The sequence below is a fragment of the Streptomyces sp. S3(2020) genome (assembly GCF_013044505.1).
GTDB lineage: Bacteria > Actinomycetota > Actinomycetes > Streptomycetales > Streptomycetaceae > Streptomyces.
This window is the reverse complement of record NZ_JABERD010000022.1, coordinates 55,030-74,007: the sequence shown is the minus strand read 5'-3', so window position 1 is coordinate 74,007 and position 18,978 is coordinate 55,030. Positions and strand designations below refer to the sequence as shown.

Sequence of the window (18,978 nt, the reverse complement as noted above, 5' to 3'; positions counted from 1 at the left end):
GGGGGGGGGGGGGGGGGGGGGGGGGGGGGGAGGTGGGGGGGGGGGTGGGGGGGGCGCGGTTCACGGTGGTGTTGCGAGAATTGCAGGAACTGCACTCGTACGGCAGGCATCCCGGCGGCTGCGGTTTGCGTTGCAACTTCCCTGACCCGGCGGCCACGCCCCGCTCTCGCAGACCGCCGTTGCCCACCCCTATCCGCCATGCGTCGGCAGCGCATGTCGGCCCCAGCCATCGGCGCGAACACAGCGTGGCGATGGCAGTGCTGGAAGGCCGGACGGACCCCAAAGCGGCACTGCAGCGCGCCACGTGCCACGTCGCTGTCCAGGGCCCGCAGTAGCTGACCCCGGCTTGCTCGTCCGGCGCCAGGAGACGTAAAGAAAATTTCTCTGCTTGTTACGAACGTTGACCAGACTCGGCATGTCCACGACGATTCCGTTGCGGCCCGAGGCGTCCGTCGGATGGCTCCGGGGAGCGCTCCCATCCGGTAACGCCGTCGTTCTGGATCGAGAATGCCTGCGGCCAGAGTGACGCGTGATCCAAAGGAGGATCTCGTGCGTACTCGTTCCTGGGCCCGCCACCGACGCCTCATCACCGCCGTTGTGGTGCTGGCCTGCGTCACTGCTTCCGCGCCGGTAGCCGCGGCCGCGGACGGGGCAACGGGGGCCGCGATCGCGGCTGTCGACCCCGGTCCGGCGGTCAAGGTCAATCAGGTGGCCTATGTGCCTGGCTTACCCAAGCAGGCGACGGTGGTGACCACTTCCACATCCCCCGTGGGCTGGACTCTGCGCAACGCGTCGGGCGGCACGGTGGCTTCCGGGCAGACGAGTGGGCGCGGCGCGGACTCGCTGTCGGGCGACTCCGTGCACGTGATCGACTTCTCCTCGTTCGACACCGCCGGGACCGGGTTCGTGCTGTCGGCGGCGGGTGCGAACAGCAGCCCGTTCGACATCTCGGCGGCTCCGCTGGACCGGCTGCGGTACGACTCGCTCGCCTTCTTCTACCACCAGCGCAGCGGCACACCGATCCAGTCCCAGTACGTTGGCAGCCAGTACGCCCGCCCGGCCGGCCACCTGAACGTGTCGCCCAACCAGGGTGACAACAACGTGCCGTGCCGCGTGTCGTGCGGGTACACCTCGGATGTGCGGGGCGGCTGGTACGACGCGGGTGACCACGGCAAATACGGTGTGAACACGGGCATCGCGGCCTGGCAGCTGATCAACGAGTACGAACGCACCCTCTACGTCAGCGGCGCCGACAAGGCGGCCCTGGGCGACAGCACGCTGGCCATTCCCGAACGCGGCAACGGCGTACCGGACATCCTCGACGAGGCCCGGTGGGGTGTCGAGTTCCTGATGAAGATGCAGGTGCCCGCGGGCCGGACGGACGCGGGGATGGTCCGCCACAAGGTCAGCGACGAGAACTGGACGCTCGTGCCGATGCGTCCCGAACTGGATCCGCAGAAGCGGGTGTTGTCCGCGGTCTCCACGGCGGCGACCCTGAACCTCGCGGCCACGGCGGCACAGGCCGCCCGGGTGTGGAAGACGATCGACGCGGACTTCTCCGCGCGGGCCCTGGCCGCGGCCGAGCGCGCCTACACGGCGGCGAAGGCCAACCCGACCCGCTACGCCGACCCCAACGACAGCAACGGCAGCGGCACCTACTACGACGACAACGTCACCGACGAGTTCTACTGGGCCGCCGCGGAACTGTTCACCACCACGGGTTCGAGCACCTACCGGGCGGACGTGACCGGCTCGTCGCTCTTCCGCGGCCGGGGCTTCGACCAGGGCGGCTTCGAGTGGTGGTGGACGGCGGGGCTCGGCGACACGACCCTCGCCCTCGTACCCAACGGACTGTCGGCCTCGGACGTCTCCGCGACGCGCGCCGCGTTCTCCTCGTACGCCGACAGGCTCCTGGCCCAGGCGGACGCACAGGGCTACCCGGCTCTGACGAACAGCTTCTACTGGGGCTCCAACGGCGTGGTCTCGAACGCGGGGAACGTGCTCGCGCTGGCCCATGACTTCACCGGGCAGGCCAAATACCGGACGGGCGTGTACAAGGCGCTGGACTACCTGTTCGGCCGCAACCCGCTCAACTACTCCTACGTGACCGGCTACGGCGAGCGCGTCGCACACAACGTGACCCACCGCTTCTGGGCCAACCAGCTCGACTCGTCCCTGCCGACCGCGCCTCCCGGTGCGCTGGCGGGCGGCCCGAACCCCAATCTGGAGGACCCCACGTCGAGTGCGCAGCTGGCGGGCTGTGTGGCGCAGAAGTGCTACGTGGACGACATCAACGCCTGGTCGGTCAACGAGGTGGCGCTGAACTGGAACTCGGCGCTGGCGTGGCTGTCCTTCTGGGCGGCGGAGAACGCCGGCTCAGCCGCACCCTCGGACACCACACCGCCGAGCACACCGACCGGCCTGACCGCGGCCAGCGCCACGGCGGGCTCGGTGGCGCTGTCCTGGAACGCGGCGACCGACGACACCGGGGTGTCCGGCTACGACGTGCTGCGGGCGGCCGGAGCGAGCGGCGGCTCCTTCGCCCAGGTCGCCTCGACGGCCACGACGTCGTTCACCGACACCGGTCTGGCGGCGGGCACCTACCGCTACCAGGTGCGGGCGCGGGACGCGGCGGGCAACACCTCGGCGGCCTCCACGGCGGTGAGCGTCACCGTCCAGGGCAGCGGCGGCGGCAACGGCTGCACGGTCACCGCGACCACTCAGAACCAGTGGGGGACCGGGTACGTCGTACAGCCGGTCCGGGTCACCAACTCCGGCACCGCGTCGATATCCGGCTGGACCGTGACGGTGACACTGCCCGCCGGGCACACCATCACCGGCTCGTGGAACGCGGCTGTCACCGTCAGCGGACAGACGGCGACGGTCCACGGCGCCGCTCACAACAGCGCCCTGGCACCGGGCGCGTCCGCGGAGTGGGGCTTCCAGGCTTCCCGCCCGGACGGCAACACCGCAGTGCCCACCGGCTACACCTGCACCGCGTCCTGAACCGACCGCCCGGTGACTCTGCCCCGGTCAGTCCGCGGGGCCACCGGGCGGCGGCGCGGTACTGCCGCGGACCACGAGTTCGGTGGGCAGCTCGATGCGGTCCTGCTCCAACCGCCGCCCCGAGCCCAGGTCGAGCAGCATCTCGGCGGCGGTGGCGCCCATGCGCACCAGCGGCTGGCGGACCGTGGTCAGTGGTGGGTCGGACCACTGGGTGAACGCCAGGTCGTCGAACCCGAGGACACTCAGGTCGTCAGGCACCCGCAGCCCTGCGGCGCGTGCCGCGCCGTAGACCCCAAGCGCCTGTAGGTCGTTGGCGGCGAAGACAGCCGTGGGTCGGTCGGACCGCCGCAGCAGCCCGGCCGCCGCGGCGCGACCGCCCTCGAAGTGCAGCGGGGCCACCCTCACCAGGTCCGCGTCCTGAGGGACACCGGCCGCGTCGAGCGCCGCCCGGTAGCCGTCCAACCGGGCGCGGCAGCACAGCAGTTCGTCGGGTCCGCCGACCATCGCGATGCGGTGGTGGCCCAGACCCAACAGATGACGGGTGGCGAGCAGGCCGCCGTTCCAGTTGGTCGCGCCGACGGAGGGGATCGGGTGGCTCGGCTCGCCGGTGGGGTCCAGCGCGACCAGTGGGATGGCGCGGCTGTTCAACTGCGCCAACTGGTCCTCGCTGAGCTCGGCCGAGACCGCGATGACACCGAACGGACGGCGGGCGAGCATCTGTTGGGCCCAGACGCTCTCCGGGGTCTGAGCGCCCCGCATCTCGGTCAGGGTGACCGCCAGTCCGTGCGGCCGGACGACCTCCTCGACACCGCGGATGATCTCCAGCGCCCACAGACTGTCCAGGGCCTGGAACACCAACTCGACGATCGGGACCGTCTCGGCCTTCTCACTCTTCTGGAAGCCGTGTTCGCGGATCAGCCGCTCGATCCGCTGCCGGGTGCCCGTCGACACCCCGGTCCGGCCGTGGATCACCTTGGACACGGTCGACGCCGAGACCCCCGCGAGGTCCGCGATGCGGGAGACGCTGATCTCAGTACGTATTCGTTCCGACCCGTCGCCCACGACGCGAAGCGTACACCTGGGGTACGCCCGACCACTTGGTCGCGGTCAGCGGTCGCCGTGGCTGAGGGTCACCGGGCCCATCAGCCCCGATCGCAACTGCCCGTCGAGAACGTAGGGAGTCGGCAGGGTGGAGTAGAAGTTCGCCAGCGTGTTGGTCACCTCGATCTGGATGACGTTGCGGCCCAGGCGCAGCAGCCTGGTGACGTCGTACGCGTGGGGCGGGGCGAACGTAGTGCCGGCCACCTGACCGTTGACCGTCACCGAGGCTGTCGCGGCGACTTCGCCCAGGGAGAGCTTCGACCGGCCTTCGGGCACTCGCCGGAGTCTGATGGTTCTGGTGTAGCTCGCCGCTCCGGAGTAGGCGGCCAGTCCGATGTGTGACCAGTCCCCGAGATGTGTCACGCCGGTGGCACAGCGGAAGAACACCGGCTCACGGAATACCGCTCCGCCCCAGTACCCGGCGTCCGGGCGGACCCGCAGGCGCAGCGGGCGTGTAGGTGAGACGGCTCTGTCCCACTCCGCGTCCACGCGCCGGGCACCCCCCGGCACCGAAATGACACGGACTCGGTCCGGGGCGGCGACCGAGGACCGCACGTCGACATCGCCGTACGCCGTCACGGTGACGCCCGTCAGACCTGGCGGGGCGGTCAGAACGTAGTCGGTCCACTCCGGCCGACGACCCGGCGCGGGGTCGAAGCGCAGCGCGGGATGTTCGCCCGCCCACCAGCGCAAGGCCGGGGGTGCGTCGTCCGGGACGGGGGAGCCGGTGGGAAAATTGGCTGACTCGACCACGAGGTGGCCGCGCAGTCGTCGTTCGCCAACGTGGACGAATCGCGCCAGGACGGTGTTGGTGCCCGGGACCGCGGCAGCCTCGGCCAACCGCTGCGGTGACCGGTAGTCGGGGACGCCCCAGGGGGGAAAGCTGGCGGGTGCCAGTGCCTCTGTCTGGCGGACGGCTTCGGCGCCGTTCAGCCATACCGAGTACTCGGCCCGGCTCCCCGCGTTCACCCGCACAGGACCGCCGTCAGGGGAGTCGACCGTCGTCCACAGATACGACACCGAGCCGACGGGCACCTCGTCCGGACCGCCCAGGTCGATGAACTCCTGCGGGACCTGGCCCTTGAGCCCGTGGGGGCCGGTCTGCAGATCGGCCAGCAGGGGGTCCTTCTCGATCCCGAACCGCTCGGAGAACGAGTAGGGCCGCCAGCGGATGTCGGGACCGAGCGATTCCACGGGGTTCCGGGGTCCGTTGAAAGGACCCTCCGGCGGCAGGGCCCGCAGCGCGTCAGTGAGCCCGGCACTGTCGGTACCGGGCGGGAGCGGCCCGAGCCACCACATCCGCGGGCCGTAGGAGACACGAACCGGAGTGTGCCCGGCAGTGGTCACGGCGTCCAGGACATGGCCCTCCGGGTCGAGCGGACCGCCCGGGAGGCGGTAGTCCCCGAACTTGTTGTCCATGGTCGGGAGCAGCCGGAACTGCCATGTTCCGTCGAGATGTACGACCGTTCTGCGGTCGGCCCGCGGTCGTTGCGGTGTCGCCACCACGGTGGACACGTCAGCGGCGGAACCGGGCTCGGCACTGCTCACCGGCAGGGCTTCCGGACCGGCGCCGGCCGCGAGAACCACGGCTTGGCCGGGCAACAGGTCGAGGGAGATCTCGGTCCGCTCACCGGACCGGCGGGTTCGTACCGGGGCACGGGTTCCGTCCTCGGCGTTCCAGAGTTCGACGGGACCGCGCGCGAACAGTTCGGGTGTGACCGTACGGGCCGTGTCCGAGGCGTTGACCACCAGATAGACGTCGAATCCTGGGGCCCGGCGATGCGTCACCAACAGGTCGGCGACGCCGGTCCGTACCGCTCTGGCCAGGTGCCGGTCGATGACGTTCAGAAGGTCCGTGCCCAGGGTGGTGTCCGTGTGCGCATGGTGCCCGAGATGCGGGAGAAAGACCGCGAGGCCTCCGCCGGAATGGCGGTACTCGGACGTCAGACCCGGCGACGGCGGGCCCCAGAGAGCGCGTATCCCCAGGTCGGCGAGAACGTTGTCACCATCCGTCTCTATGACCCCGGGCAGTCGGCCGTAGGCGATGACGAATCCACCCGAATCCACGAACCGGGCAAGCGCCCGCAGGGTCCCGGCCCGTATCCACCGCATCGCCGGGACGACCAGTACCCGGTAGCGCTCACCCGCGACCCGCAGCTCACCGTCGGAGCTCGTCGCCCGGTGCAGCGAGTCGTCGTCGATCAGGTCGGCGTCGCATCCGGAACGGACCAGCTGCCTGATGATCCTCAGGGCGTACTCCGGTGCCTCCGGCGGCCCGGGTGTGCCGTCGTCCTCCGGCGCGGCCTGGACCCGACCGGTCAGCTGGGCCGGTGCGGCGGCCAGGTCGGCGGCCGGGTCGAGCACGGCCACGTCGCAGCCGTGGCTGCCCTGGGAGAGCAGCCAGCTCATACGGCTGATGTGGCGCCACAGCCCGGCCGCATGGCGCCAGTACGGCTGCCGGAAGTGGAAGTCCGGGGACGCCCACTCCCACCACCCACCGCGCGTCGAGTGGTACAGGCCGTGCAGGCTCACGCTGGTCGCCCCGTACGCGAACCCCTCGTTCACCCCGGCCAGGACCTGGGCCGGGGTGACACCCCAACCGCTGCTGTGGAAAGCCTCGTTCCACACCCGAGGCCGCTCGTAGAGGTGGGCGAGCGAGCTGTTGACCTTGAACTCCTCCAGCCGCCGGGGCTCTTGGAGCTTCGGGTCGTCGTTGCCCGGAGCGTCGTACCAGCGCATGGTCCGGGAGTAGTCGGCGTACAGACTGCGCCCGCTCCGGGGCTCACCGCGGCCCAGCTGGTCCATCGCCAGCAGGGTGCCGTGAGCCCGCTGCCACTCGTGCACCGGACGGAAGTAGCTCTCCTCCAGCAGTGCCACGATCACGTCGGTGTAGTCCAGCCGCAGCTTCCGGGTGGCCGGCCCGATGTCCCGCCACAGCCCGACCAGCAGGGGCGTCAGGTCGTACCCCATCCGGCGGCGGAACTCCTCGGGGACCCGGGCCGACCACATCGGCATCCGGATGCCCAGGTCGAGTTCGTCCTGGAAGAAGACGGTGAAGGTGGTGCCCAGCCGGTCCCCGAGCCGGTCGGCGAAGGGCTGGTAGAGCCTGCGGATCACGGCCTGACCGGAGTCCGGCGGCTCGTCGCGGACTTCGATCTCGACTCGCTCGCCTACTACCACCGGGGCCTGGACGGCGAGACGCACGAACGGCTCGGCGCCGGGATGATCCTCGGCTCCTCGCTGCTCACCGCTCGGGGGATCCCGGCCTGCGGTGAGTACGAACTGCGCACCTCGCTCGCCATGCTGATCGCCGACCGGCTCGGGGCGGGCGGCTCCTTCACCGAACTGCAGGCCCTCAACTTCCGTGACGGCGTGGTCGAGATGGGCCACGACGGACCCGGCCACCTCGCCATCAGCGAGCGCCGGCCGCTCCTGCGCGGCCTGGGCGTCTACCACGGCAAGCGCGGCTGGGGAGTCTCCGTCGAGTTCGACGTCCGGCACGGGCCGGTCACCCTGATCGGTATGGGCCAGACCAGGGACGGGCGCTATCGCCTGATCGCCGCCGAGGGCGAGGTCGTCGGCGGACCGCTGCTGGAGATCGGCAACACCACCTCCCGCGTCGACTTCGGCTGCGACCCCGGCGAGTGGACCGACGCCTGGAGCGGAAGCGGAGTCGGCCACCACTGGGCACTGGCAACCGGTCGGCTGCTGCCGGAGCTGAGGGCCGTCGCGGAACTGACCGGACTGGACCTGGTGGAGGTGAGGGGCTGACACGTCGGCGGGCGGGTGCGGCCGGGGTCCGGGCGTGCCGGGTCCCGGCCCGCCGCCGCGTCCGGCTTCGGCCGGGCAGCGGACCCTGCCGCGACGCGGCCGAGTCCGGTGCTCCGGGCTGCTGTTTCCGCGGGGCAGGCGAATCGCGCGGCAGGGTCGTCACGCGTGCGGCCGGGCAACGCGTGCGGCCGGGCGGACGTGAGCCTTCGCGCTCATGTCCGCCCGGCCAGGTCCGCACGGTTCGGGCTCCGCCGGGGCTAGGGACTCCCGGTCTTTTCGGCCTCGACGTCCACCTGGGCCCCGGAGCGCAGTGCCTCGGTGGATGCCAGATGCTCGCGCAGCCACTGCTCGGTGTTGCTCACGTGCAGCAGGGCGGCGGCCTGGCTGAGTGCCGCGTCGCGACCGGCCAGGCCGGAGTAGATCGCCTCGTGTTCCGCCAGCGTGCGCCCCGCGGCCTGGGCGTCGACCAGCCCGCGCCAGATTCGGGCACGGAGGGTACGGCCGGAGATGCCTTCCAGAATGGTGAGCAGCGATTCGTTGCCCGTCGCGGAGACGACCGCGCGGTGGAAGGCCGCGTCGTGGGAGTTGAGCAGTTCGACGTCGTCGCGCGCCTCGCGCATGGCGTCCAGATGGCGCTTCACCTCCGCCAGACCCTCCTCCGAGATCCGGGTGGCGGCCAGAGCGGTGGCGACGGGTTCGAGGAGGCGGCGCACTTCCATGAGGTCCAGCAGGGCGCCCGAATCGCCCTGCAACAGTTCGACCGCGCCGCCGAGGCCCTCCAGAAGCAGACTCGGCTGAAGGCTGGTGACATAGGTGCCGTCGCCCCGCCGGACCTCCAGGACACGTGCCACGGCCAGTGCCTTGACCGCCTCCCGCGCCAGGTTGCGGGAGAGGCCCAGTTGAGTGGCGAGCTCCGGTTCCGGAGGGAGCCTGGAGCCCGGAGGCAGTGCTCCCGACCGGATCAGTTCACGGATCTGGTCGATGGCCTTGTCCGTCAGTGACACCGAGAGCCCCCTGCTTGCGTGTTCCCCGCGCTTGGTTCCGTTCCCACGCTCCGTCCACGGGGCGCGTCATGCCGCACGGGTACGTCGGCCCTGAGCAGACCCCGGGCGCGAAGGTCCGCCCAGAGGCTCTCGGGCACGTGCTGATGATGGAGTGCCACGTTTCGTTGGACCTGTTCCCGATTCCGCATGCCGAGTGTGACGTTGATGATACTGGGGTGGGTGAGGGGGAAGGCGATCGCGGCGGCGGGCAGGCTGGTGCCGTGTTGCTCGCACACTTCGGCGATGGCCCGGGCGCGGGCGACCAGGTGGGGTGGGGCGTCCTGGTAGTCGTACTTCATCCCGTCCGAGGGCCGGTCCCGTGAGAGCAGGCCGGAGTTGAACACGCCGACCGCGACGACGCTCTTGCCGAGCTTCTCGGCGGTGGGCAGGACGTCGTCCAGGGCGGACTGGTCGAGCAGCGTGTAGCGGCCGGCCAGCATGATCACGTCGGCGGCGGTCTCGCGCAGGAACCGGGCCGGCATCGCCGACTGGTTCATACCGGCGCCGATCGCGCCCACGACGCCCTGGTCGCGGAGGTCGGCGAGTGCGGGCATGGCCTCCTCGGCGGCCTGGCGCCAGTAGTCGTCGGGGTCGTGGAGGTAGACGACGTCGAGCCGGTCGAGTCCCGTCCGCTCGAGGGTGCCCTCGATGGACCGGAGCACACCATCGCGGCTGAAGTCCCACTGGCGGCGCAGGTCGTCGCGGACGACGAAGCCCTCGGTGTCGACACCGCACGGGTGTTCGTTGGGTACGAGCAGCCGGCCGACCTTGGAGGAGAGGACGAACTCGTCGCGGGGACGGTCCCGCAGCGCGGCTCCCAGCCGGTGTTCGGAGAGCCCGAGGCCGTAGTGCGGTGCGGTGTCGTAGTAGCGGACCCCCGCGTTCCAAGCGGCGTCGACGGCATCGGTCGCGTCCTGCGCGGACGTCGTCCGGTAGAGGTTGCCGATGACGGACGCGCCGAAGCCCAGTTCGGTGGGCTCGACGGACGTACGGGAGATGCTTCGGCGTCGCAAGACGTCCCTCCTCGGATGATGTGCGGGTGCGCGCACCGGTCAGCGCACGACGTGCGCGCTGCCGTCGGCGATCAGTGCCTCGACCTCGGCGAGTGAGGCCATCGAGACGTCGCCGGGGGTGGTCATGGTGAGGGCGCCGTGCGCGGTGCCGTAGGCGAGGGCGCGTTCGAGGTCGGCGCCGGTGAGCAGGCCGTAGATCAGCCCGGCGGCGAACCCGTCGCCGGAACCGATGCGGTCCAGGACGTGCAGGCCGGGCATGCGGGGGCCCGGGACGAAGCCCGTCTCCCGTGACCAGGCAGCCGCCGACCAGTCGTTGACGCCCGCCGAGGGCACCTCACGCAGGGTCGTCGCGAGTACCAGTGCCGCGGGCAGCCGGGAGGCGATGTCGGCGAGGGTGTCCGGCAGCTCGTGGGCGTCGACGCGTACGGCGCCGGGTCGGTTTCCGGCCATGCCCAGGGCGCCCACCAGGACGTCGGCGTGTTGGGCGAGTCGTAGGTCGGTCTCCCGGGCGCGGTCGGCCCCGCCCCGGTCGGCCCACAGGCTGGGGCGGTAGTTGGGGTCGTAGGAGACCGTGACGCTGTGCCGTCGTGCCGCGGTCATGGCCTCCTCCGCCACGTCGGCGGTGGTGTCGGAGAGCCCGGCGAGGATGCCGCCGGTGTGGAACCAGCGCACCCCGGCGGCGAACACCGTGTCCCAGTCGATGTCGCCGGGGCGCAGCTGTGAGACGGCGGTGTTCGCGCGGTCGCTGACGCCGAGTGCGCCTCGGACGCCGAAGCCGCGCTCGACGAAGTTCAGTCCGTTGCGTGCCGAGCGGCCCACGCCGTCTCCCGGTACCCAGCGGATCAGCGAGGTGTCGACCCCGCCCTGGAGGATCAGGTCCTCGGCGAGCCGTCCCACGGCGTTGTCGACCAGGGCGGTCACCACAGCGGTGCGCAGTCCGAAACAGCGGCGCAGACCGCGTACGACGTTGTACTCGCCGCCGCCCTCCCACACCTGGAACGAGCGGGTGGTACGGATACGTCCCTCACCGGGGTCGAGACGCAGCATCACCTCACCCAGCGCGATCACCTGGGTGCCGTGGCCGTACCCGGTCACACCCTGCTCCTTTCCACGGCCTCGGTGGTCAGCCGTCGGATCGTGGTGAAGTCACCGCGCGCCAGCAGGTCCGGGGTCGCCATCCAGCTGCCGCCCACGGCGACGACCTCCGGCCGGGTGAGGTAGTCCGGCAGCTGAGCGAAGCCGATGCCGCCGGTCGGTACGAACCGCGCGCGGGGGAACGGCGCGGCCAGCGCCGCGAGCATCCGGGGGCCGCCCAACGCCTCGGCCGGGAACAGCTTGACGGTGTCGATCCCGCTCCGCAGGGCGGCCATCAGCTCGGTGGCGGTCGCCACCCCGGGGACGACCGGGACGTCCAGTGCCCGGCACCGGGCGACGACGTCCGCGTCGAAGCCGGGGGAGACCACGAAGCGGGCCCCGGCCGCCACGGCCCGCTCCGCCCGCTCCGGGGTGAGGACCGTGCCGGCGCCGACGGTCAGGCCGCCGTGTGTCGCCATGGTTTTCAGTACCTCCTCGGCGGCCGGGGTGCGGAAGGTGACCTCGGCGCAGCGGGCGCCGCCCTCGGCGAGCGCGTCGGCCAGCCGGGCGGCCGACGCCGGGTCGGGCACGCTGAGCACCGGCACGAGGCGGGTGCCGCCCAGCACGGACGTCAGATCGGTGGTCATCTGCCGAGCCATCCGCCGTCGACGGGCAGGACGGTGCCGTGGATGTAGGCGGCGGCGTCGGAGGCGAGGAAGACGGTGGCGCCGGCGAGGTCGTCGGCGCGGCCCCAGCGGGCGGCGGGGATGCGGTCCAGGATGGAGGCGCTGCGGACCGGGTCGTCCTGGAGGGCCTGGGTGTTGTCGGTGGCGATGTAGCCGGGCGCGATGGCGTTGACGTTGACCCCGTGCGCGGCCCACTCGTTGGAGAGGGCCTTGGTGAGCCCGGTGATGCCGTGCTTGGAGGCGGTGTAGCCGGGGACGGTGATGCCGCCCTGGAAGCTGAGCAGCGACGCCGTGAAGATGATCTTTCCGTGGCCGCGGGTCATCATGCCGGCGCCGATCGCGCGGGTGAGGGTGAACTGTGCGCTGAGGTTGACCTGGAGGACCAGGTCCCAGTCCGCGTCGCGGTGGTGGGCCGCCGGTGTGCGGCGGATGGTGCCGGCGTTGTTGACCAGGATGTCCACCGGACGTTCCCGTCCGGCCAGGTCGGCGCTCAGGGCCCGGACCGCACCGGAGTCGGCGAAGTCGCAGCGGACGGCCTCGAAGGAGCGGCCCGCGGCGGTGACATCCTTCTCCACGTCACTGCCGGACTCCTCCAACTGGGCGCTGACACCGATGATGTCGGCGCCCGCCTCGGCGAGCGCGCGGGCCATGGCCCGTCCGATGCCGCGCCGGGCTCCGGTGACGACGGCCAGTTTGCCGGTGAGGTCGAAGAGGCTCATGCGGTGGCTCCCAGGGCGTCGTCGGTGCAGTCCACGAGGATCTTCATGACGTCCCCGCCCGCTTCCAACGCCTCGAACGCCGAGGCGGCGTCGGCCAGCGGCACCGTCCTGCTGATCAGCCGGTCGGCGGGGACGGTGCCGTCGGCGACCAGGGCGACGGCACGCTCGAAGTCGGAGCGGTCGTACAACCGGGCGCCGACCAGGGTGAGTTCGCGCCAGAAGAAGCGGTGCAGGTTGATCTCGCGGGGCCGGGGATGGATCGCCACCAGGCACAACCTTCCCCGCACGCCCAGCACTTCGACCGCGGTCTCCACACCGGCCGCCGCGCCGGACACCTCGAAGGCGACCGCGGCACCCGCGCCGCCGGTCCATTCCTCGACCAGCTTCGGCACATCCTGCGCGGCCGGATCCCAGGCGGTCAGACCGAGTTCGGCCGCCAGGGAACGGCGGTAGCCGCTCAGCTCGACGACACGGACCTCGGCACCCGCCGCCCTGGCGACGAGTGCGATCAGGATGCCCACGGGACCGCCGCCGACCACGACGGTCTTCTCGCCCGGCTGGACGGCGGCGCGGCCGACGTCGTGTACGGCCACCGCGGTGGGCTCCACCAACGCCCCCCAGGCGAGGGGGAGTTCCGCCGGGAGACGGACCAGGGTGGCGGCGGGCACGGTCCAACGCTGCTGCATCGCGCCCGGCGAGTCGATGCCGATGAAGTCCAGGTGCTGGCAGACGTGCCGGTGGCCGGCCAGACAGGCCGGGCAGGTGTCGTCCCAGTCCAGCGGCATCACGGTCACGGTGTCACCGGGACGCCAGCCCGCCACCCCCGACCCGACGCGTACGACGGTGCCCGCCATCTCGTGGCCCAGGACCGCGGGGGTGGTGACCCGGGCGTCCATGTCACCGTGGAAGATGTGCAGGTCGGTACCGCAGATCCCGACGAAGGCCGGGGCGATCTCCACTTCGCCGGGTCCGGGCGGCGCGTCGGCGGCCGGTGCCGTGTCGAGGGTGCGGGGAGCGGTGTAACGCACGGAGAGTGTCGTCATCGTGGTGTCAGGGTCCCTTCAGTGCGGACACCGATGGTCAGCAGCAGGTTCGCGTAGGTGCGGATGTCGGCGGTGACGATGGCGAGTGCCAGGTCGGGGGAGCGCGCGGCGTCGTAGAACTCGAAGCGCCCGAGTGCCTCCACCGGGACGGGGTTCAGGCGGGCGCGATGGGCGGCGATGGCAAGCGGTTCGGGTTCGCCCTGAGGCGGGACCATCACCTGGGCCGACTCCACGGGAAGCGACCTCAGCAGTACGTCGAGCACCGTGGAGACGTCCAACAGGCCGGGGGCCAGATTGAGATGGACCGTGCGGGCCCGCTCGCCGGTGGCCGTGCTGGCGGGGTAGTGGCCGTCGGCGAGCAGCACGCGGGCGCCGTGGCCGGCCCCGGCGAGGGCTTCCAGGATGCCGGGGTGCAGTAGTTCGGTCAGGAGCACGGGTCGGTCCTCTCCTGGGTGGGTGGCAGTCCGTAGAACCGCGACGCGTTGTCGGCGAGAATCGCCTGGCGCTCGCTGTCGGAGCAGTCGTCCAGAAGCTCCTCGACGGTCTCCGCCCAGCGGTTCCAGCCGCCGCCGAGGACACAGACGGGCCAGTCCGAGCCGAACATGAGCCGGTCGGGGCCGAAGGAGGTCAGCAGGATCTCCCAGACGGGCCGGATGTCGGAGGTCGTCCAGGTGTCGTGGTCGGCCTCGGTGACCAGTCCCGACACCTTGCACCTCACGTCCGGGTGCCCGGACAGCAGCCGCATCTGCTGCTCCCAGTCGGTGAGTTCGTGCTTCGCGATCGGCGGCTTTCCCGCGTGGTCGAGCACCAGGGGCAGGTCCGGCAGCCGCCCGGCGAGCCGGATCGCCTGGGCGAACTGGTGGGAGCGGATCAGCACGTCGTAGCCCAGGCCGCGTTCGGACACGGCCCTCAACCCTCGCTCGACCGCCGGGAGTTGCAGCCACTGCGGGTCGATCTCACCCTGGACGACATGGCGCAGCGCGCGCAGGTACCCGCCCCCGGGACCCGCGCGCAGCGCGTCGAGGACGTCGCCGATCGCCGGGGAGGTGAGGTCGGCCCAGCCGACCACGGCGCCGATCAGTGGCTCGCTTGCCGCCAGTGCCAGCAGCTCCTCCGTCTCGGGCACGGAGGCCACGCACTGCACGACCACCGTGGACGACAGCCGGCGTCCGTCGATCGCGCGGGTCGCGTCCGACCGGAGGTCGCCGGGGCCGAACGTACGGCGGATCGGGGCGTGGGCGGGCTCGTCGAGCCAGGGCTGGGGGCGGCGGTCGAGGTCCCACACGTGGTGGTGCGCGTCGACGAGTTCCGCCCGCGCGGTGTCAGACACGGGCTGCCCAGACCGGCCCGTCGGGGTACGTGTACTCCTTGAGGGAGTCCTGGTGCATCTGCGCGCTCAGGCCGGGCAGGGTCGGTGCCGCGTAGTGGCCGTCGGTGACGCGGACCGGGTCGGTGAAGTGCTCGTGCAGGTGGTCGACGTACTCGATGACCCGGTCCTCGACCGTGCCGGAGACGGCGATGTAGTCGAACATCGACAGGTGCTGCACCATCTCGCACAGGCCGACGCCGCCTGCGTGCGGGCAGACCGGCACCCCGAACTTCGCGGCGAGCAGCAGGATCGCGATGTTCTCGTTGACGCCGCCGACGCGCGCGGAGTCGATCTGGACGATGTCCACCGCGCCTGCCTGGAGGAGCTGTTTGAAGACGACGCGGTTGGCGATGTGTTCGCCGGTGGCCACCTTGATGGGGGTGAGGGCGTCGCGGACGGCGGCGTGGCCGAGGATGTCGTCGGGGGAGGTGGGCTCCTCGATCCAGTACGGGTCGTACGGGGCCAGGGCGCGCATCCAGTCGACGGCGGGCTGGACGTCCCAGCGCTGGTTGGCGTCCACGGCGATGCGGATGTCCGGGCCGACGGTCTCGCGGGCGGTGCGCATCCGCCGTATGTCGTCCTCCAGATCCGCGCCGACCTTCAGCTTGATCTGCGTGAAACCGTCGGCGACCGCCTCACGGGCGAGCCGGGCGAGTTTCTCGTCGGAGTAGCCGAGCCAGCCGGGGGTGGTGGTGTAGGCGGGGTAGCCGCGCTCCAGTAGGCGTGCGGTGCGCTCTGCGCGGCCGGGTTCGGCGCGGGTGAGGATCTCCAGCGCCTCCTCGGGGGTGAGCGCGTCGGACAGCCAGCGGAAGTCGACCTGGGCGACCAGCTCCGCCGGGGACATCTCCCCGAGGAACCGCCACACGGGCTTGCCGGCCCGCTTGGCGGCGAGGTCCCAGGCGGCGTTGACGACCGCGCCGGTCGCCATGTGGATGGCGCCCTTCTCCGGGCCCAGCCAGCGCAGTTGGGGGTCGTGGACGAGGCTGCGGGAGAAGGCGCCGAGGTCGGCGCAGACCTCGTCGACGGACAGGCCGACCACGTGCGGGGCGAGGGCCGCGATGGCGGCGGCCTGCACGTCGTTGCCGCGGCCTGTGGTGAAGGCCAGGGCGTGGCCCTCCAGCCCGTCGGAGGCGTCCGTGCGCAGGACCACGTAGGCGGCGGAGTAGTCGGGTTCGGGGTTCATCGCGTCGGACCCGTCCAGGTGCTCGGACGTCGGGAACCGTACGTCGAGAACGTCCAGGGCGGTGATGCGGGCGGATGCGGACACGACAGAGGGCATGGGAATCGGCTCCTGTGAAGTGCGGTGGCGCGCAGGGCGTTCGGTGGTCGAGCGCGCTCTCGGTGTTCGAAACTTAGACCGACAGACATCCAATGTCTAGCGATTGATGGGATGTCTAGTGGTGCTTGGTGCATCGCGTGCAAGGTGAAGTCGAAATAATCCAATTGATTTGAGGGTGTGACGGCCCATCGATGGGATGTATTGGCCTGTTGGGATCACTGGCGCCGAGGTTCAGTCCTGGACCTTGCCGCCGGTGATGCGCGAGATGATCAGGGCGACCAGGATGATCAGGCCGTTCAGCGCGCCGATCCACTGGGCGGGGACGCCGCCCAGGGTGAGGACGTTCTGGATCATGTAGAGCAGGAGGATGCCGGTGAAGGCCCCGAACATGGTGCCCTTGCCGCCGTTGAGGCTGATGCCGCCGATGACGGCCGCGGCGAAGACGGTGAAGATGTAGCCGTTGCCCTGTGCGGAGGCGACGGAGGCCAGCCGTCCGGACAGCAGCAGCCCGGCGAGGGCGGCGAGCAGGCTGCCGGTGACGATGACGATCCACAGCACCCGGTCGGTGCGGATGCCGCCGGCCCTGGCCGCGTCGACGTTGCCGCCGATGGCGTAGAGCGCGCGGCCGAAGCTGGTCCAGCCGAGGACGACGATGCCGATGGCGAAGAGGATCAGGCAGATCCAGATGGAGGCGGGCACCCCGAACCACTGGGCGGTGCCGAGGTAGAGCATCGACGGGGGGAGCTGGAAGAAGGTCTGGCCGCCGGAGACGCCCGTGAGGATGCCGCGCAGCACGATCAGCATGCCGAGGGTCACGATGAAGCCGTTCAGGCCGAACCGGATGATCAGCAGCGCGTTGACGACCCCGACGAGCACGCCCACGGCGAGGGTGACGGGGACCGCCCAGCCCCCGGGCAGCAGGCCGAGTCCGTGCCCCGCGCCGGCCGGGACGACCAGCCAGGCCGCGATGCCCGGCGCGAGGCCCATGGTGGACTCCAGGGACAGGTCCATCTTCTTGACGATCAGGATCATCGTCTGGGCCAGCACGAGCAGGGCCATCTCGGACATGGTCTGCAGGACGTTGATGAGGTTGTCCGTCTGCAGGAACACCGGGTTGACGATCTGGCCGACGATCGCGATGACCACGACGGCCGGGACGAGCGCGAGGTCGCGCAGCCGGGCCAGGGGTATCCGGCCGCCGAGCAGTGCGGTCCGCTTGCGTCCGGCCGTGGCGGCGTCCGGCGTCGGGGTGTCGGCGAGGGCGGTCTCAGGCATTCAGGTCCACTCCTTCCATCGCGGCCACGAGGTCGTGGTCGTGCCAGCCGCGGTTGATCTCGGTCGTGACGCGGCCCTGGAACATCACCAGGACCCGGTCGCACATGCGCAGGTCGTCGAGTTCGTCGGAGGCGATGAGCACTCCGGTGCCGGACCCGGCGGTCTCCTCGACCTTGCCGAGGAGGAACTCCTTGGACCGCACATCCACGCCCGCGGTCGGGTTGATGAGGACGAGCAGTCGGGGGTGGTCGGCGAGGGCGCGTGCCATGACCACCTTCTGCTGGTTGCCGCCGGACAGTCCGGAGACCGGCAGCTCCGGGCCCGGGGTCTTGATCGCCAGGTTCGCGATCATCTCCCGCGCGAGACGGTCACGGCGGCCGGCGCTGATGAACCCGTGCCGGCCGAGCCTGCCCGGCACCGACAGGGTGCCGTTGTCCGCGATGGACATGTCCGGTACGAAGCCCTCGTGGTGCCGGTCCTGCGGCACGAAACCGGCACCGGCCGCCAGTGCGGCGGGCACACTGCCCGGCCGGGGCCGCCGCCCGGCGATCTCCACGCCCCCGGTCGCGGCGGCCCGCAGTCCTACGACGGTCTCGGCGATCTCCGTACGTCCGCTGCCGGCGGCCCCGGCCAGGCCGACGATCTCCCCGGCGCGCACCCGGAAGGTGACGTCGGCATAGGTCTCACCGGCCAGACCGGTCACGCTCAGCGCGGGCGCGCCGGAGGTGTCGACGCTGCTCGCGCGTTCCCCGGCGCGGTCGGCCGCCGCCTCGCCGGTCATCGCGGCGACCAGTTCGGTGCGCGGGAGGTCGGCGACCGGGGCGGTCAGGATGTGCCGGGCGTCCCGGAAGACCGTCACCGTGTCGCAGATCTCGTAGACCTCCTGGAGGTGGTGGCTGATGAACAGGAAGGTGACGCCCTGCCGTTGCAGGTCCCGGATCCGGTCGAAGAGGCGGCTGATGGCCGCCGCGTCGAGCTGTGCGGTGGGCTCGTCGAGGACGATGAAGCGTGCCCCGAAGGACAGCGCCCGCGCGATCTCCACGAACTGCCGCTGCTCGACGGAGAGTTCGGCGGCGGGTGTCTGCGGGTCCACGTCGACCGACCAGGTCGTGAGCAGTTCCGTCGCCCGGCGGCGCAGGGCCGACCAGCCGATCAGCCCCGCGCGGCCGCGGCCGTGGCGGTTGAGGAAGAGGTTCTCCGCCACGGTCAGCGTGGGGATGATCGTCGACTTCTGGTAGACGCACGCCACGCGTTCGCGCCAGGCGTCGCGGTCCGCTACCCGCGGTGCGGGCATGCCGCCGAACGTCACCGTTCCGGCGTCCGGTGTCTGCAGCCCGGTGAGGACGGACACCAGGGTCGACTTGCCCGCCCCGTTGCGCCCGACGAGCGCGTGCGTCTCGCCCGGCCGGACGGTGAGCCGCGCGTCGTCGAGGGCCACCGTCGGGCCGTACCGTTTCGTGATGCCCGTCGCCTCGACGACGGGCGGGTCCGCCGGGACCCGTCCGCACGCCGCCGGGGTGGGCACGGGGGTGACTGCTCGCTCCCCGTCGCTCATCTCAACCACCTTGTGTTCGTGAGCCGTTGCATGGGTGGCGGCCG

At 71.3% G+C, this 18,978-nt stretch carries 14 protein-coding genes and 2 pseudogenes; 2 read left to right on the top strand and 14 right to left on the bottom strand.

The genetic code is table 11. The features are described 5' to 3' along the window. Nucleotides 1-215: 215 nt before the first annotated feature. Nucleotides 216-347, bottom strand: a pseudogene (locus HLK59_RS52345) (hypothetical protein); the annotation flags it as partial. Between the two features lie 202 nt (nucleotides 348-549). Between HLK59_RS52345 and HLK59_RS10495 the strand changes: the two are divergent. After that, a complete protein-coding gene (locus HLK59_RS10495) occupies nucleotides 550-3,006 on the top strand; it encodes a glycoside hydrolase family 9 protein (RefSeq protein ID WP_346779694.1) in 2,457 nt (818 codons plus the stop codon). Nucleotides 3,007-3,033: 27 nt separating this feature from the next. On the opposite strand, the gene HLK59_RS10490 is transcribed toward HLK59_RS10495, so the two are convergent. Then, nucleotides 3,034-4,068, bottom strand: coding sequence for a LacI family DNA-binding transcriptional regulator (locus tag HLK59_RS10490; protein ID WP_171141056.1), 1,035 nt, complete (start codon nucleotides 4,066-4,068; stop codon nucleotides 3,034-3,036). A gap of 45 nt (nucleotides 4,069-4,113) precedes the next feature. Beyond that, nucleotides 4,114-7,311, bottom strand: coding sequence for a glycosyl hydrolase (locus tag HLK59_RS10485; RefSeq protein ID WP_346779693.1), 3,198 nt, complete (start codon nucleotides 7,309-7,311; stop codon nucleotides 4,114-4,116). On the opposite strand from HLK59_RS10485, the pseudogene HLK59_RS10480 reads away from it, so the two are divergent. Next, nucleotides 7,243-7,878, top strand: a pseudogene (locus tag HLK59_RS10480) (arabinose isomerase); the annotation flags it as partial. The gene HLK59_RS10485 and the pseudogene HLK59_RS10480 overlap by 69 nt on opposite strands. 257 nt (nucleotides 7,879-8,135) lie before the next feature. Here HLK59_RS10480 and HLK59_RS10475 read toward each other — a convergent pair. From HLK59_RS10475 to HLK59_RS10425, 11 genes are all read right to left on the bottom strand, one after another. Continuing rightward, nucleotides 8,136-8,882: a FadR/GntR family transcriptional regulator gene (locus tag HLK59_RS10475; RefSeq protein ID WP_171141054.1), complete on the bottom strand. Its 747-nt coding sequence runs from the start codon at nucleotides 8,880-8,882 to the stop codon at nucleotides 8,136-8,138. After that, nucleotides 8,873-9,934, bottom strand: a complete 1,062-nt coding sequence (locus tag HLK59_RS10470; protein ID WP_171141053.1) for an aldo/keto reductase — start codon at nucleotides 9,932-9,934, stop codon at nucleotides 8,873-8,875. The genes HLK59_RS10475 and HLK59_RS10470 overlap by 10 nt, the downstream gene beginning before the upstream one ends. A 39-nt stretch (nucleotides 9,935-9,973) precedes the next feature. Then, entirely contained in the window at nucleotides 9,974-11,029 is a 1,056-nt protein-coding gene (locus HLK59_RS10465; RefSeq protein WP_346779692.1) for a sugar kinase, read from the bottom strand. Continuing rightward, complete coding sequence (gene eda, locus HLK59_RS10460) at nucleotides 11,026-11,655, bottom strand: bifunctional 4-hydroxy-2-oxoglutarate aldolase/2-dehydro-3-deoxy-phosphogluconate aldolase (protein WP_171141052.1); 630 nt, start codon at nucleotides 11,653-11,655, stop codon at nucleotides 11,026-11,028. The genes HLK59_RS10465 and eda overlap by 4 nt, the downstream gene beginning before the upstream one ends. Further along, entirely contained in the window at nucleotides 11,652-12,413 is a 762-nt protein-coding gene (locus tag HLK59_RS10455) for an SDR family oxidoreductase (protein ID WP_171141051.1), read from the bottom strand. Before HLK59_RS10455 ends, eda begins: the two co-directional genes overlap by 4 nt. Next, complete coding sequence (locus HLK59_RS10450; protein WP_171141050.1) at nucleotides 12,410-13,456, bottom strand: alcohol dehydrogenase catalytic domain-containing protein; 1,047 nt, start codon at nucleotides 13,454-13,456, stop codon at nucleotides 12,410-12,412. The genes HLK59_RS10455 and HLK59_RS10450 overlap by 4 nt, the downstream gene beginning before the upstream one ends. Beyond that, nucleotides 13,453-13,890: an RbsD/FucU family protein gene (locus HLK59_RS10445; RefSeq protein WP_171141049.1), complete on the bottom strand. Its 438-nt coding sequence runs from the start codon at nucleotides 13,888-13,890 to the stop codon at nucleotides 13,453-13,455. The genes HLK59_RS10450 and HLK59_RS10445 overlap by 4 nt, the downstream gene beginning before the upstream one ends. Further along, the gene (locus HLK59_RS10440; RefSeq protein ID WP_171141048.1) at nucleotides 13,881-14,786 is read right to left on the bottom strand and encodes an amidohydrolase family protein; all 906 of its coding nucleotides are present in this window, start codon (nucleotides 14,784-14,786) and stop codon (nucleotides 13,881-13,883) included. The genes HLK59_RS10445 and HLK59_RS10440 overlap by 10 nt, the downstream gene beginning before the upstream one ends. Further along, the gene (locus tag HLK59_RS10435) at nucleotides 14,779-16,104 is read right to left on the bottom strand and encodes an L-fuconate dehydratase (RefSeq protein WP_171141047.1); all 1,326 of its coding nucleotides are present in this window, start codon (nucleotides 16,102-16,104) and stop codon (nucleotides 14,779-14,781) included. Before HLK59_RS10435 ends, HLK59_RS10440 begins: the two co-directional genes overlap by 8 nt. 231 nt (nucleotides 16,105-16,335) lie before the next feature. Beyond that, nucleotides 16,336-17,379: an ABC transporter permease gene (locus tag HLK59_RS10430; RefSeq protein ID WP_171141046.1), complete on the bottom strand. Its 1,044-nt coding sequence runs from the start codon at nucleotides 17,377-17,379 to the stop codon at nucleotides 16,336-16,338. Next, nucleotides 17,372-18,934 carry a sugar ABC transporter ATP-binding protein gene (locus tag HLK59_RS10425; protein ID WP_171141045.1) on the bottom strand — a complete coding sequence of 521 codons (1,563 nt, stop codon included), beginning with the start codon at nucleotides 18,932-18,934 and terminating at the stop codon, nucleotides 17,372-17,374. Before HLK59_RS10425 ends, HLK59_RS10430 begins: the two co-directional genes overlap by 8 nt. Between the last annotated feature and the right edge of the window lie 44 nt (nucleotides 18,935-18,978).

Excerpts from the sequence above, each read along its gene's own strand:
- HLK59_RS10455 (WP_171141051.1), bottom strand. The coding sequence starts at position 12,413 with ATGAGCCTCTTCGACCTCACCGGCAAACTGGCCGTCGTCACCGGAGCC.
- HLK59_RS10430 (WP_171141046.1), bottom strand. The coding sequence starts at position 17,379 with ATGCCTGAGACCGCCCTCGCCGACACCCCGACGCCGGACGCCGCCACG.
- eda (WP_171141052.1), bottom strand. The coding sequence starts at position 11,655 with ATGACCACCGATCTGACGTCCGTGCTGGGCGGCACCCGCCTCGTGCCG.
- HLK59_RS10435 (WP_171141047.1), bottom strand. The coding sequence starts at position 16,104 with ATGCCCTCTGTCGTGTCCGCATCCGCCCGCATCACCGCCCTGGACGTT.
- HLK59_RS10450 (WP_171141050.1), bottom strand. The coding sequence starts at position 13,456 with ATGACGACACTCTCCGTGCGTTACACCGCTCCCCGCACCCTCGACACG.
- HLK59_RS10425 (WP_171141045.1), bottom strand. The coding sequence starts at position 18,934 with ATGAGCGACGGGGAGCGAGCAGTCACCCCCGTGCCCACCCCGGCGGCG.